Source organism: Nocardia sp. NPDC058497 (genome assembly GCF_042720195.1).
GTDB lineage: Bacteria > Actinomycetota > Actinomycetes > Mycobacteriales > Mycobacteriaceae > Nocardia.
Map to the genome: position 1 here is coordinate 8552 of NZ_JBHXMY010000042.1, position 11908 is coordinate 20459.

At 68.8% G+C, this 11908-nt stretch carries 15 protein-coding genes, 2 tRNA genes and 1 pseudogene; 8 read left to right on the forward strand and 10 right to left on the reverse strand.

Annotated features, from left to right (window positions below):
* Nucleotides 1–177: 177 nt before the first annotated feature.
* Entirely contained in the window at nt 178–372 is a 195-nt protein-coding gene (locus ACFWPJ_RS05325; RefSeq protein ID WP_378847435.1) for a hypothetical protein, read from the reverse strand.
* 128 nt (nt 373–500) lie between these two features.
* Here ACFWPJ_RS05325 and ACFWPJ_RS05330 point away from each other — a divergent pair, with 128 nt between their 5' ends.
* Nucleotides 501–1373 (forward strand): VOC family protein, encoded by an 873-nt coding sequence (locus ACFWPJ_RS05330; protein WP_378847438.1) that lies wholly within the window; start codon nt 501–503, stop codon nt 1371–1373.
* Between the two features lie 24 nt (nt 1374–1397).
* The gene (locus ACFWPJ_RS05335; protein ID WP_378847441.1) at nt 1398–1910 is read left to right on the forward strand and encodes a hypothetical protein; all 513 of its coding nucleotides are present in this window, start codon (nt 1398–1400) and stop codon (nt 1908–1910) included.
* Here ACFWPJ_RS05335 and ACFWPJ_RS05340 read toward each other — a convergent pair.
* Nucleotides 1853–2944: a nitric oxide synthase oxygenase gene (locus ACFWPJ_RS05340; protein ID WP_378847443.1), complete on the reverse strand. Its 1092-nt coding sequence runs from the start codon at nt 2942–2944 to the stop codon at nt 1853–1855. The two genes, ACFWPJ_RS05335 and ACFWPJ_RS05340, sit on opposite strands and share 58 nt — an antisense overlap.
* A 193-nt stretch (nt 2945–3137) precedes the next feature.
* Entirely contained in the window at nt 3138–4214 is a 1077-nt protein-coding gene (gene hisC / locus ACFWPJ_RS05345; RefSeq protein WP_378847445.1) for a histidinol-phosphate transaminase, read from the reverse strand.
* 81 nt (nt 4215–4295) lie between these two features.
* Between hisC and ACFWPJ_RS05350 the strand changes: the two genes are divergently transcribed.
* From ACFWPJ_RS05350 to ACFWPJ_RS05360, 3 genes are all read left to right on the forward strand, one after another.
* Complete coding sequence (locus ACFWPJ_RS05350; protein ID WP_378847447.1) at nt 4296–5030, forward strand: dienelactone hydrolase family protein; 735 nt, start codon at nt 4296–4298, stop codon at nt 5028–5030.
* 93 nt (nt 5031–5123) lie between these two features.
* Nucleotides 5124–5213, forward strand: a tRNA-Ser gene (locus ACFWPJ_RS05355).
* Nucleotides 5214–5245: 32 nt separating this feature from the next.
* Nucleotides 5246–5318 (forward strand) — tRNA-Arg (locus ACFWPJ_RS05360).
* An 82-nt stretch (nt 5319–5400) separates the two neighbouring features.
* On the opposite strand, the gene ACFWPJ_RS05365 is transcribed toward ACFWPJ_RS05360, so the two are convergent.
* The 4 genes from ACFWPJ_RS05365 to ACFWPJ_RS05380 all read right to left on the reverse strand — a co-directional run bounded on the left by ACFWPJ_RS05365 (nt 5401) and on the right by ACFWPJ_RS05380 (nt 8547).
* Complete coding sequence (locus ACFWPJ_RS05365) at nt 5401–6777, reverse strand: serine hydrolase domain-containing protein (protein ID WP_378847449.1); 1377 nt, start codon at nt 6775–6777, stop codon at nt 5401–5403.
* Nucleotides 6778–6810: 33 nt separating this feature from the next.
* Nucleotides 6811–7119 carry a hypothetical protein gene (locus ACFWPJ_RS05370; protein ID WP_378847451.1) on the reverse strand — a complete coding sequence of 103 codons (309 nt, stop codon included), beginning with the start codon at nt 7117–7119 and terminating at the stop codon, nt 6811–6813.
* A 162-nt stretch (nt 7120–7281) separates the two neighbouring features.
* Nucleotides 7282–8007, reverse strand: coding sequence for a maleylpyruvate isomerase family mycothiol-dependent enzyme (locus ACFWPJ_RS05375; protein ID WP_378847453.1), 726 nt, complete (start codon nt 8005–8007; stop codon nt 7282–7284).
* 144 nt (nt 8008–8151) lie between these two features.
* Nucleotides 8152–8547 carry a Rid family hydrolase gene (locus ACFWPJ_RS05380; RefSeq protein ID WP_378847454.1) on the reverse strand — a complete coding sequence of 132 codons (396 nt, stop codon included), beginning with the start codon at nt 8545–8547 and terminating at the stop codon, nt 8152–8154.
* A gap of 45 nt (nt 8548–8592) precedes the next feature.
* On the opposite strand from ACFWPJ_RS05380, the gene ACFWPJ_RS05385 reads away from it, so the two are divergent.
* Nucleotides 8593–8739, forward strand: a complete 147-nt coding sequence (locus ACFWPJ_RS05385) for a hypothetical protein (protein WP_378847455.1) — start codon at nt 8593–8595, stop codon at nt 8737–8739.
* 4 nt (nt 8740–8743) lie between these two features.
* Here ACFWPJ_RS05385 and ACFWPJ_RS05390 read toward each other — a convergent pair whose 3' ends face one another.
* The gene (locus ACFWPJ_RS05390) at nt 8744–9427 is read right to left on the reverse strand and encodes a DUF998 domain-containing protein (protein ID WP_378847457.1); all 684 of its coding nucleotides are present in this window, start codon (nt 9425–9427) and stop codon (nt 8744–8746) included.
* A 142-nt stretch (nt 9428–9569) separates the two neighbouring features.
* Here ACFWPJ_RS05390 and ACFWPJ_RS05395 point away from each other — a divergent pair, with 142 nt between their 5' ends.
* Entirely contained in the window at nt 9570–9698 is a 129-nt protein-coding gene (locus tag ACFWPJ_RS05395) for a hypothetical protein (RefSeq protein ID WP_378847460.1), read from the forward strand.
* Nucleotides 9699–9704: 6 nt separating this feature from the next.
* On the opposite strand, the gene ACFWPJ_RS05400 is transcribed toward ACFWPJ_RS05395, so the two are convergent.
* Both ACFWPJ_RS05400 and ACFWPJ_RS05405 read right to left on the reverse strand, forming a co-directional pair.
* Nucleotides 9705–10187, reverse strand: a complete 483-nt coding sequence (locus ACFWPJ_RS05400; RefSeq protein WP_378847462.1) for a very short patch repair endonuclease — start codon at nt 10185–10187, stop codon at nt 9705–9707.
* Complete coding sequence (locus ACFWPJ_RS05405) at nt 10184–11317, reverse strand: DNA cytosine methyltransferase (RefSeq protein WP_378847472.1); 1134 nt, start codon at nt 11315–11317, stop codon at nt 10184–10186. Before ACFWPJ_RS05405 ends, ACFWPJ_RS05400 begins: the two co-directional genes overlap by 4 nt.
* A 322-nt stretch (nt 11318–11639) precedes the next feature.
* Between ACFWPJ_RS05405 and ACFWPJ_RS05410 the strand changes: the two are divergent.
* Nucleotides 11640–11908 (forward strand): annotated as a pseudogene (locus ACFWPJ_RS05410) (ABC transporter ATP-binding protein); the annotation flags it as partial.

An 11908-nucleotide genomic window follows, 5' to 3' on the forward strand; every position in this document is an offset into this window, starting at 1 on the left:
AGTGGTGCGGCGTCGCGGCCTTCGATGCCGCGGCGCAGCGCGTCGGCATCGAATCCCGAACTGGAAGCGGTGCTCATCGGGGTCTCCCTCGCTCGTCGTCAGCGAGCCGGACCAGGGCGATTCGGCCCGTACCCCAGGACATTACGCCCGCGGCTCCGCCCGGGGAACGGCCTGAAATCAGACGAGCGGAGCGGCCCGTTCGGCGATGGCCGTGATCGGCACCGGCTCCACGCGTTCGAGACCTGCGAGCGCACCGATGGGGCCTGCGATGTAGTCGAACAGGGCGTTCGCGTCGCGGCACACGACGATGACGATCACGTTGTACGGCCCGGTGGTTCCACCGGCGAAGGCCGCCTCCTGATGCGTCGACAACGGGCGGCGGCGGCGAGCTGGGCATCCAGCCTGACCGAATCCGCCAGATCAGCGTAGAACGTGTCGGATTCCGGCGCAGCGACCTCGGTTCGACGACAGGCGTCCGCGACCGAACCACGATCGGCGTCATGACAGCAGACATCAGCGGCATCCACCACGTCGGTATCCTCACCAGGGATCTCGACGGCCTGGAGAGCCGATACCGCTCCCTCGGCTTCACCCTCAGCCCGCGTTCCCGCCATCTCCTCGGCGCTGAGCCCGGCCGGCCGCCCGTCGAGGGCTGTACCGCCAATCTGTGCGCCCTCTTCGGCGATTCCTATCTGGAACTGCTCGGCATCGTCGACGAGTCAGCGCCTGACCCGTGGCACACGAAGGCGATGGCCGACGAGTACGAGGGCCTGCGCCTGCTCAACCTCGAGACTTCCGACGCCGGCAAGGCCGACCGCCACCTGACCGAGGCGGGTCTGCGCACCTCCGGCGTGCTCGAGCTCGAACGCGAGGTCGACACCGAGGACGGCACCCGCACCCTGCGGGCTCGCGCCGTCCACCTCGAGCCACGCGCCACCCCCGAGACCTACCTCGGCATCGCCCAGCACCTGACCCGAGAATATGTCCACCAACCCCGCTATCTGCGCCACGCCAACGGCGCACGCGGGCTCGGCTCGGTGCTCTTCGTCGTCGAGGACGCCGCGTTCGCCGCTGTCGCCGACCGGTACCGCGCCATCCTGGACCGCACACCCGAATACGAGGGCCCGCTCACGCTGTTCACCGTCGGCCCGGCGCGGCTCGAACTCGTTCGGGCGGGCGACGCGGGTGACGTCGTGCCCGACGAGCCCGCGCCCGCCGCCTCCTACCCGGCGGCCGTGACCATCAGGGTCGACGACGTCACCGCGGCTCGCGAGCTCGTCGAAGACGGTGGCGCACCGACGATCTCGACCGCGGACGGCTTCTTCGTCTCCGCCCGCGACGCCTACGGCGCCGGCCTGTTCTTCACCGCCTGACCACCGGTACCACGAGGAATCACGATGTTCACCACCTTGCTCCTGCTCTTCGTCCCCACCGTGCTCCTGCGCCTGCTCGGCATTGCCGGGATCGCCCGGTTCGGCACCTGGCGCGAATGCGCCGCCCACGGACTCGCGGTCATGCTCACCGCCACCGGCATCGCGCATTTCATGCCCGACAGCGTGACCGTGATGCCCAGCCACGACGACCTCGCCGCGATGGTGCCGGCTTACGTCCCGTTCGCGCACGCCATGGTGTACGTGACCGGCCTCCTGGAACTGCTCGGCGCCGCCGGTCTGGTCGTGCGCGCGACCCGTCCCGGCGCGGGGGTCGCCCTTGCCGTTCTGTTCGTGGTGATGCTGCCCGCCAATATCCATGCGGCACTAGCGGACATCGCGCTCAACGGTGAGCCGCCGACGCCGCTGTGGTTCCGGATTCCCGAGCAGATCGTCTTCATCACGGTGGCGCTCTGGGCGGCTCAGCCGTCGACGCGCTGGACGAAGTTGGGGCGGATGTCGAGGTCCGGCTCGTCGTAGTAGCGGTGGAAGGTGGGGGTGAGCACCGCGGAGATCGGCGGGTTGACCCAGCTCCAATCGGTGGGGCAGCGTCGGCCCGCGGCTTCCTCGCGCTGGACGTGATCGCAGAACTGCTTGGCGACGGTGTGGTGGTCGACCATGTGCACACCAGAGACCCGAAAGCTGTGCAGGACCGCGTGATTCAGCTCGATCAGGGCCTTGTCGCGCCACAGTGTGCGCACCGACGAGGTGTCCAGGCCCATCATGTCGGCGATCAGCGGGAGCATGTTGTAGCGGTCGGCATCGCTGAGGTTGCGCGCGCCGATCTCGGTGCCGACGTACCAGCCGTTGAACGGCGCGAACGGATAGGTGATGCCGCCGACCTCCAGGTCCATATTCGAAACAGCCGGTAGCGCATGCCATTTCAGTCCGAGGGTGGTGAACCACGGATAGTCGGGATGGATCAGATCGACCTCGCGGACCAGCTCGCGCGGAACATCGAAGTACCGCAGGCCTTCGTCGGGCGTGCTGATCAGCACCGGCAGCACGTCGAAGGGCGTGCGCGCACCGCGCCAGCCGAGGGCCGTCGCCTGCTCGGTGGCGGCGATATTGGCGGGATCGCCGGTGACGGTCCCGTCGCCGTCGGGGTAGCCGGCGTAGCGGATCAGCTGTGAACTCACGATCCGGTACTCGCCGCCGCCGGGTTCGGACGGCGGGCCGACCGTGATCATCGACTGGATCGCGCCGCCGTTGGTGGCCAGGCGCAGATGCTGCCAGCACGCCTCGGAAAGCTCTCGCGCGGAAGTAACTCGGCGCGCGTCGAGCAGTTTGAGCGAGCGCCAATGTTTGCGTCCGACACAGCGAGCGTGATTGCGCCAGGCCAATTTCGCGCCGATCAGGATTTCCTCGGCGGTCTGCCGGTAGGTACCGGTTTCGCGAAGTTCGGCGAGCGCGCCGAGACGTCGTTGGAGGGGGAGATGTCCCAGCTCGGGGTGGCGGAAGAACTCGTCGCAGTCGCGTAGGCGCCGATCGAGGCCGGTGCCGCGCTCGCTCACCGAAGTGACTGTGGTGGAAGCTTTTTCGCAGACAGCAGGGTGAGGGCGTTGGTTCACGGTACATCTCCGGTCGGGCAGCTTCGAACACCGAGATTCACTGCGCGCCAGCCTACGACCGGTGTGCTGGCAGTGTGCTCGAAATCGCGCCGATCCCACCGTGACCGACGTCAAGGCATGCTGACCGGGCGCTGACCTAACGGAATCGGGCGGCGGTCTCCGGTGCCGTGGCGAACTCGAGGAATTGCTCGTTCTCGTGCGGATCGCCGATCGTCACCCGCACACCGTCACCGGCGAACGGACGCACCAGCACGCCCGCGGCGGCGCTGGCCTCGGCGAAGTCGGTGCTGCGCGCACCCAGCGGCAGCCAGATGAAGTTGGCCTCGCTCGACGGCACCTGATAGCCGGCGGCGAGCAGCGCGTCGCGCACCTGGTGCCGCGCCGCGACCAGCACATCGGTCCGGTCGAGGAGTTCGCCGCGCGCCTCCAGCGAGGCGATCGCGGCCGCCTGCGCCACCCGGTTCACGCTGAACGGGATGTGCACCTTCAGCAGCGCGGTGATCACCTCGGGATCGCCGACGGCGTAGCCGACGCGCAGGCCTGCCAGGCCGTAGGCCTTCGAGAACGTCCGCAGGACAACCACATTCGGCCGGGTGCGGCCGATCGCGACACCGTCGGGCCTGCTCTCGGGAGTCAGCCGCAGGTACTCGTAGTAGGCCTCGTCCAGCACGACAAGCACGTGCGCGGGCACCCGGTCGAGGAACCGCTCCAGCTCGGCGCGCCCGTGCGCGGTGCCGGTGGGGTTGTTCGGGTTGCAGACGAAGACCAGCTTGGTCCGCTCGGTGACCGCGTCGGCCATCGCGTCCAGATCGTGCAGGTAGCCCTCGGCCAGCGGCACCGGCACCGCGGTGGCATTACCCACCTGGGTGACGATCGGGTACGCCTCGAACGAGCGCCACGCGAACACCACCTCGTCGGTCGGCGCGTCGCAGGTGATCTGCACGAGCTCCTGGCACAGGGCGACGCTGCCGCAGCCGACGGCGACATTCGCGACGGTCACGTCCAGGAAATCGGCCAGCGCGGCCCGCAGCTCGGCGACCTGGTTGTCCGGGTACCGGTTGGCCTGCTCGGCCGACTCCGCGATCGCCTTGGCAGCGCTCGGCAGCGGCCCGAAGGTCGTCTCGTTCGACGCGAGCTTCACCGCATCGGGGCGATTACGGCCGGGAACGTAGGCCGGGATGGTGGCGAGGTCGGGCCGGATGTGCGCTGTCACGCCTCCACCCTAAGTGAACGCTGTTTCCGGTCGCCTGGTCGGAACCTACCCAAGGACGACTGATCGGCCTACCCTGGATTTATGTCGGGCACCTACGACGATGTCGCTCCGCTGCGGGCGACGGAGCTCACCGCCGACAGCGCCGCAGGCACCGCTCTCGCTGCGACGCGTACTTCGGTGCCCATCACCGTCGTCGAACCGGAGCGGGTTGCCCGCGGCGGCATCGTCCTACTGCACGAGTCCCGCGGGTTCTCGCCCCAGCTGCTCGAACTGATGCGATCGCTGGCGTTCGAGGGCTGGATCGTCGTCGCCCCCCACCTGTTCGACCGGATCGCCGACGACCAGGTGCACGAGGTGTTCGGCGAAGAACTGTTCGACGACTTCGACGCCGGCTTCGACTGGCTCACCCGCCGCGGCGTCTTCCCCGACACCATCGGGGTGCTCGGTTTCGACTCCGCCGGCACCGCCGCCTTCCTCGTCGCCACGAACCGGCCCATCGGCGCGGCGGTGAGCGTGGCCGCCGCAGGCATCACCGAGCCGCTACCAGACCAGGAGATCGCCCTGGTCGACGTCGCCGACAGCCTGCAGGCGCCCTGGCTGGGACTGTTCGGCGCCGACGATCCGGCCACCCCACCCGAGGCCGTCGACCGGCTGCGCGACGCGACGGCGCGGGCGAATGTGGCCAGTCTCACCATCACCTATCCCGGCCTCGGCCACCGTGCCGACCGACCCGATCCGGACGACGACACGGACAACGCCATCCGGATCGATTCCCAGACCCGTATCTACGACTGGTTCGACAGCAATTTACGTTAGTTGACCAGGCGTTTTGGACTACATGAACCGCTCGTGTAATCTTCATTCCCGGCGGTTCGAGAAGAACCGGTGCCCTCGAAAGAGAAGGCTCCAGGAGGCGTGCCAGAGCGGCCGAATGGGACTCACTGCTAATGAGTTGTCCCTTCACGGGGACCGGAGGTTCAAATCCTCTCGCCTCCGCCACACCCGGTTCGCCGGGTACAACTGAAGACCATGCGCCCGTAGCTCAACGGATAGAGCACTTGACTACGGATCAAGAGGTTAGGGGTTCGAATCCCTTCGGGCGCACAACAATCCGCCTCCTATCGGTGCAAACCGGTAGGAGGCGGATTTCGTTTTGCGGGGGCGTGTTCCGCCGCGTCGGCCGGGGTCAGGGGACGCGGGAGAAGAGGCGGCCCGCGAGGTCAACGCCGGTGATCGTGCCGGTGGTGTCTCGGCTGAAGTAGCCGCGTTGGCCGGTGAGGCCGCCTTCGGTGACGGTGTATTCGTCGTCGGGGCGCAGGCCGAGGTTGGCGAAGGGGAGGTCGTCGGGGAGTTCGGTGGTCGACGCCGCGCGGATTTCGGGCTTGATCTTGGCGTCGATGGACAGGGTGGCGCCGGAGTCGGTGATCGTGAGGCGCATCATGTCGTTTTCGTAGATGCCCGCGATCTCGGCGGCGCGGGCGGCGTCGTAGGGGAGAGGCTCCGGGGCGCGCTCGACGAGGCCTAGGTAGTGCTCGAGTGCCCAGCGCAGGACGGCCTGGTTGAAGGCCAAACCGGCGTCGGGGCCCGCGTTCGAGAGGGCGACGACGGCGAAACCGCGGTCGGGCACCGTCAGTAGTTCGGCGAACTGGCCGTAGCCCGAACCGCCGTGTCCGACCGTGCGCACGCCGTCGACGTCGCGCAGGAACCAGCAGATGCCGAAACCGTCACCGAGGGAACTGGCTCGCAGTGGCGCCGTCTGCTCGCGCATGCTGTGCAGCAGGGCGGTGGGCAACAGGGATTCGCCGTCGGCGGTATTGCCGTCGCCGAGATGGAAACGGGCCCAGCGCAACTGGTCGGCCACCGAGGAGGCCACACCCGCGCCCGGGTTGTTGGCGCGGTTGTCGCCCCACTGTCGCAGTACCGACAGCTCGCCGTTGTCGTCGGCGGTATGGCCGACGGCGAAGCGGTGGGGCAGCACCTCGGCGGCGGTGAAGAAGCTGTGCCGCAAGCCGATCGGGTCGAACAGCAGGGTGCGGATCGCTTGCTCGAAGGTGAGTCCGGTGACCTTCTCGATCACCCGGCCCGCCAGGCTGTAGCCGGACTGGCTGTAGGACGCGCGAGCGCCCAGCGGCGCGATCACGGGAAGCTCCGGCAGGCGTTCGACGAAGCGGGCCAGCGCGTCGTCGCCGTCACCGGTCTCGGCGTCCAGTTTCCAGTCCAGACCCGCGGTGTGGTTGAGCAGGTGTCCGACGGTGACCTCGGCGGCGAGCTGTTCATCGGCGAGGATGAGCTCTGGCAGGTATCGCCGCACCGGGGCGTTCAGCTCGACGCGGCCATCGGCGACCAGGCGCAGCAGCGCGGTCGCCGTGTAGCTCTTGGACACCGAACCCAGCTGGAAGACGGTGTTCTCGTCGACCGGCAGCGGATTGTCGATGCTGGTCACCCCGTGGCAGGCGGTGAACTCGGCGCCGTCGAGGGTGATGCCCACCGCGGCGCCCGGGATGCCGTACTCGGCGGCCGTCGCGGTGACGAAGGCGGCCAGGTCCTTGTCGAAAGTGCTCATGATCGCGTGTCTCTCTCGTCGAATCCGGTCGGGTCAGCGGGTCAGCGCGGCGGCGGCGTTTGCGAGCTCGCTGTGGTAGCCGTCCAGTCGAGCCACGGTGTCGGCCATGGTCTTTCGGGCATGCCGATCGGCCGCCGCGCTGCCCCGGTCGCGCTCGGAACCGGCCACCGTGGCGCGGAGTTCGGCGACCTGCTCGGCCGCGGCCGCCAGTGCGGGGGCGAACTTCGCGGTCTGGCGGGCGACGGCGGCGGGGTCCTTGTCGGCGGCGGCGCCGAGTCCGGCGCGTACCGCGCGGACGGGCAGGACGACGGTGCGGTGCAGGTCGAGGGAGGTGGCGTTCATGGTGATCTCTCTTTCGGTCCGTACGCTGTTCGCGTTGTACGCACACTGTACGCAGTGCCGAACGGTGTGCGCAAGAGGGAACGATGTTCCAAGATGGGCTGCCGCAAGCGCGGCCTGTACGAAAGAGACGGGCCGAGAGGGTGATTCAGGTACTGACCTGCACTACTTCCAGGCGGGCAGTGGCGGCAGCGGGCCGGTGAGGTCGGCGCCGGTGGAGCGGCCGAGGAGCCAGGCGAGCAGGGCGGAGGACGGGCCGAGGACGGTGTGGTGCGGGCGACCGGGACCGACGGTGGCGATGAAGTCGGTGTCGGTGGCCTGGATGTCGAAGGTCGGGGTGGCGTCCGGGATCATCTTCGCCGAGAGGTCGGCGATGGCTTCGGGGAGCATGCGGGCGACGAAGGCGGCCGGCCAGTCGGCGGGGGTGTAGCCGACGGCGAGGTCGACGTGGTGGATCTCGGTCTCGCGCAGGCGCATCCACGGAATCTGGTCGGCGGTGAGCGAACCGCCCTGCCGGTTGCGGACCACCGCCTGCCAATCCGCTTCGGGCATCGTGGTGGCCACGGCCTGCCAGCGGTGGGCGGAGGCGGTGAAGTCGGCGTGCTGGACGTCGAGATGCCGCGGCGCGCCGGCCTCGATGTCGGCGTCGCGGATGGCGGTGCCGGCGTACTGGGGGATCTCGATGCCGGTGCGCGCCCACAGCAGCAGGTTCAGCAGGCTGTCGGCGTTGCGCGACATATGCGCGACGACGTGCCCACGAGTCCAGCCGGGCAGCAGGGACGGCTCGCTCAGTTCGGCGTCGGTGAGCGCACCGATCGCCGCGTCGAAACGGGCGGTGGACGCGGCGACCTGGGCGAGCAGGTCGGTGGGAACGGTCGTTGCGCTGGTCACAGGTCCGAGCGTAGTAGCCCGGCCCGGCCTGCACCGGCGTTCACGACGGTGTCGGCGCCGACCTGTGGATAACCGTGAACCTGTGGATAACTGGGGATTTTTCGCGTCTGACGCCGAGGCGGCGAGAGGGCCGCGTGTGACGATTCAGCCGGTGACGATCGCGTCGGCCTCGATTTCGATCAGCAGTTCGGGGGCGATCAGCGCGGTCACCTCGTACATGGCGGCAGCGGGGCGGATCGCGCCGAACACCGCGGCATGTGCGGCGGCGACCTCGGGCCAGCGGGAGATATCGGTGACGAACATGCGGGTGCGCACCACATCCCGCAGGCTCGCGCCCGCTTGCTCGAGCGCGGTGGCGATCCGGGCGAGCACCTCGGTGGCCTGCGCGCCGATGTCGTCGCCGCCGACCGCGCCACCGCCGGGGACGGCAGCCGTCGTCCCACTGACCATGACGTGATCACCGACCCGCACCGCCCGCGAATACCCGACTACATCTTCGAAATCGGAGGCAGAAGAAATGTTCACCCGAGTTGTGGTCATGGCAGCCAGAATGGTCCACCGGGCCGGGGATGACAATGCCCCAACATGGACGGCCCGGCGAAGAACGAAAAGCTTTCGCCTACACCGGCCTTCTTGCTCGAGATCGGCCGGTTCAAGCTGGTCGACAACAAGGCGGTGCTGCAATCGAGCATCGAACTGCGCAACAGGTCGGGCGTGCCGTTCAACGGCTAGGTCGTCAAGTAGTCCACTCCCGTGCCTCGACGAGCACGGCGGCGGCCAGCGCGAGCAGCCACAGCGACATCGAGCCGACCTGGATGCGCTGGGCGATGCCGAGGGCATACGAGCCGGACAGGTTGTCGGCGACCAGCATCCAGATGGTCGCCGCCGACCCGACGACGAGCACGACCACACCGAACTCGCGCAGGATCCACCAGCGGTGGTAGCGGTAGGCGGCGGCGCTGAACGCGAACGCCGCCACCGCGATCGAAGTGACGGCCAGCGTGCTGGTCAGCGCGTGCGGCTGATGCAGTTGCGGGAACAACCCGCCGCCGCACGCGCTGACCGCGGGGTCGCAGTCGCGCAGGGGAAGCATCGCGTCGGCGATCGTCGACGCGCCGAAGCACGCCAGGGCCACCCAGCCGACGGTGGTCAACCGGCGACGGCGGAACACCAGCAGCCCGCCGATCGAGGCCGGGATCAGCAGCAGGCCGACCAGCTTGTCGGCGGTGGCGAACACTTCCCGGTAGGGCTTGCCCTCCGCGTCGAGTTCGCTGAGGAAGGAGTTCACCGGATCGGTGTCGATCGGCAGAACGAACTCCAGCACCCAGGACGAATAGCAGAGGCCGGCGACCGCGATCGCGACGGCGATCAGCAGGGGATAGCCACGGGGTATCCGGGTGGATGCGGGCACATCGACCATTGTGCTGCCCGACCGAGACCACCCGGCCTTTCGCGCGGATCAGGCGCGTCGCGCGGTGCGCACGTGGTTTCATCACTGCGCACACAGGTTGTTGTCAGGTTCACCGGGCAGGGTGGTGTCGTTACCAACCGGGAGGTCTTCGATGAGCTACGTGATCGCACTGGCCGGCTTCGCCATGTTCCTGGCGATGGCGGTCTCCGGCTACACCGCGGCCAACGCGCCACGGTCGCTGGTGCGTGTCCGAGTGCGGAGCAACCCGGGTCGTCGCTGACCCACGTCAGCTGGTCGGATCCTGTTTCCGACCGGGTGCCAGCTCGCGCACCAGCGCACGGATATGTTCGGCCGCCGCCTGGGGATCCTCGTGTTCCCATACCCGCACGACCTGCCAGCCCGCTTCGATCAGCGCGGCATCGGTGGCCCGGTCTCGTGCGACATTTCCGGCCAGTTTCTCCGCCCACCACTGGGCGTTGTTCTTCGGATCCGTCGCGTGTTCCGGGCACCGATGCCAGAAGCAGCCGTCCACATAGACGGCGATGTGCAGCCGGGGAAAGACGACGTCAGCGCGCCGCCGCAGGCCTTTGATGGGCGCGCGGTCGACGAAATAGCGCAGGCCCGCGCGATGGAGTTCGCGACGTAATGCCAGCTCAGGGTTGGTATCGGCGCGCTTCTGGCGAGACATGCGCGCACTGGTCGCCGCATCGGTGACGGGCTTGGAAACCGGCGGCGAACCACCCCCGTCCGGTACCCACCGCGCGTTCATGCCGCCCAGCCGCCCATGCGGTCGAGATGGTCGCGCACGTCGTCGAGGAAACCCGGCGGGAAACGCAGATTGCCCATCTCGGTGCGGCGCAGGAACCCCGCGGTGGCGCGCGGCGAGAGCAGCCGCGGCTCGGTGAGGAAGTTCTTCAGATCCTCGTACGGCTCGTGCACCGGCCAGGTCGACAACGGCACCCGATGCACCACACCGGCGCGCCCCCAGGCCGCGGTCGGCCAGGGTGATCCTGGTCGCAGCGGTTCTCCCACCGTCAACGGCGCGGACGGCGCGGCCAACCGCTCGCCGACCCAGTTCGCCATCCGCACGCTGACCGCATTGCCCACCAGCTTCCACCGATGCCCCTGCCGGACACCGGGCACATCGAGCGCGGGCGCCGTCCACTCGGCGTCGAAGCCCTGCAACCGCTCACCGTCGACGATGCCCGGCGTGACGATCTCGCCCGCGGGCAGCCGGACCGCGGGCGGACTGGCGATGCCGAGACCCGATCCGCCCTTCAGGGTCGGCACCGCGTTCACCGCCCAGCCGAGACCACGCACGCCCTCGGTCCAGTAGAAGCCGCACGGATCGCGGTCCGCGTCGCCGTACTCACGCGGGCCCGCGTCGTCACCGAAGAGGACCTCGCGCGGATCCTCGGTGCGCGAGGCCAGCATCAGCACCCGCTGCCGCCGCTGCGGCAACCCGAACGCGCGGCCGTCGACGACGCGATACGCCCACGTATAACCGAGTTCCTCCAGCGCGCCCGTGATGTGCCGCATGGCCGCGCCACGACCGAGCTGCAGCATGAACGGGACGTTCTCGATCAGCAACCACCGCGGCCCACGTCGGCGGCGGACCAGCCGGAACACCTCGTCGACCAAGCCCGAACGACGTCCGGTGATGCCCGCGGTCCGCCCGGCCTGGGACAGGTCCTGGCAGGGGAAACCGGCGGCGACCAGTTCGGTGCCCGCGGGCAGGGAACGCAGCCGGGTGATATCGCCGTGCAGTGGCGTCTCCGGGAAGTGGGCCGCGAGGACGCCCTGCGCACCGGGGTCGATCTCGCACAGCAGCTCGGTCGACCAGCCGTTCCTGCCGAGGCCGAGTTCGAGCCCGCCGATCCCGGCGAACAGCCCGACCATCCGCGTCAACGACCCTCCTGTACTGGTTGGAGCGCCCAGCTACTCGCGCCTGCCGCGCATTGTATCGAGGAAAATCAGTGGCTCCCGGTGGTGGTCCGGTGGGACTCTTGATGGGCCGACTTGTCGGACCCCGGTGCGAACATCACCTGGCGTCCGTTCCGGAAACCAACCATCCACCGGACACCAAGGGGGAGTCTTGTCTGTCACTTTGGAGCTGGCGGCCACCGAATCGGAGGCCGAAAGATCGGGGCGGCCTTCGTCGCGGCAGAGCGGGAGATTGCGGTCGCTACGGCGGTTTCTGCCCTACCTCTGGCCTTACCGCGTGCCGCTGATCGCGGCCAATGTGCTCGCCGTCGTCATGGCCGGCACCGCCATCGCGATCCCGCTGGTCATCGCCAGGGTGATCGACGGGCCGATCGCGCGCCGCGACTTCGTCGGTCTGCTGGCGCCGGTGGCACTGATCTTCTTTCTCGGCGCGCTGGAATCGTTCGGCATGTGGGGTCGGCGCTGGCTGGTGTCCAAGCCGGCGAAACGTGTCGTATACCGGAGGCGGGCAAACCACTGGGCCCACGACCCGGCGCGAGCCATCGG

Bases quoted from the DNA above. Each gene is read 5' to 3' on its own strand.
- ACFWPJ_RS05330 (WP_378847438.1), top strand. From the start codon at position 501: ATGACAGCAGACATCAGCGGCATCCACCACGTCGGTATCCTCACCAGG.
- ACFWPJ_RS05335 (WP_378847441.1), top strand. From the start codon at position 1,398: ATGTTCACCACCTTGCTCCTGCTCTTCGTCCCCACCGTGCTCCTGCGC.
- ACFWPJ_RS05350 (WP_378847447.1), top strand. From the start codon at position 4,296: ATGTCGGGCACCTACGACGATGTCGCTCCGCTGCGGGCGACGGAGCTC.
- ACFWPJ_RS05365 (WP_378847449.1), bottom strand. From the start codon at position 6,777: ATGAGCACTTTCGACAAGGACCTGGCCGCCTTCGTCACCGCGACGGCC.
- ACFWPJ_RS05370 (WP_378847451.1), bottom strand. From the start codon at position 7,119: ATGAACGCCACCTCCCTCGACCTGCACCGCACCGTCGTCCTGCCCGTC.
- ACFWPJ_RS05380 (WP_378847454.1), bottom strand. From the start codon at position 8,547: ATGACCACAACTCGGGTGAACATTTCTTCTGCCTCCGATTTCGAAGAT.
- ACFWPJ_RS05385 (WP_378847455.1), top strand. From the start codon at position 8,593: ATGGACGGCCCGGCGAAGAACGAAAAGCTTTCGCCTACACCGGCCTTC.
- ACFWPJ_RS05390 (WP_378847457.1), bottom strand. From the start codon at position 9,427: ATGGTCGATGTGCCCGCATCCACCCGGATACCCCGTGGCTATCCCCTG.
- ACFWPJ_RS05395 (WP_378847460.1), top strand. From the start codon at position 9,570: ATGAGCTACGTGATCGCACTGGCCGGCTTCGCCATGTTCCTGGCGATG.
- ACFWPJ_RS05400 (WP_378847462.1), bottom strand. From the start codon at position 10,187: ATGAACGCGCGGTGGGTACCGGACGGGGGTGGTTCGCCGCCGGTTTCC.
- ACFWPJ_RS05405 (WP_378847472.1), bottom strand. From the start codon at position 11,317: ATGGTCGGGCTGTTCGCCGGGATCGGCGGGCTCGAACTCGGCCTCGGC.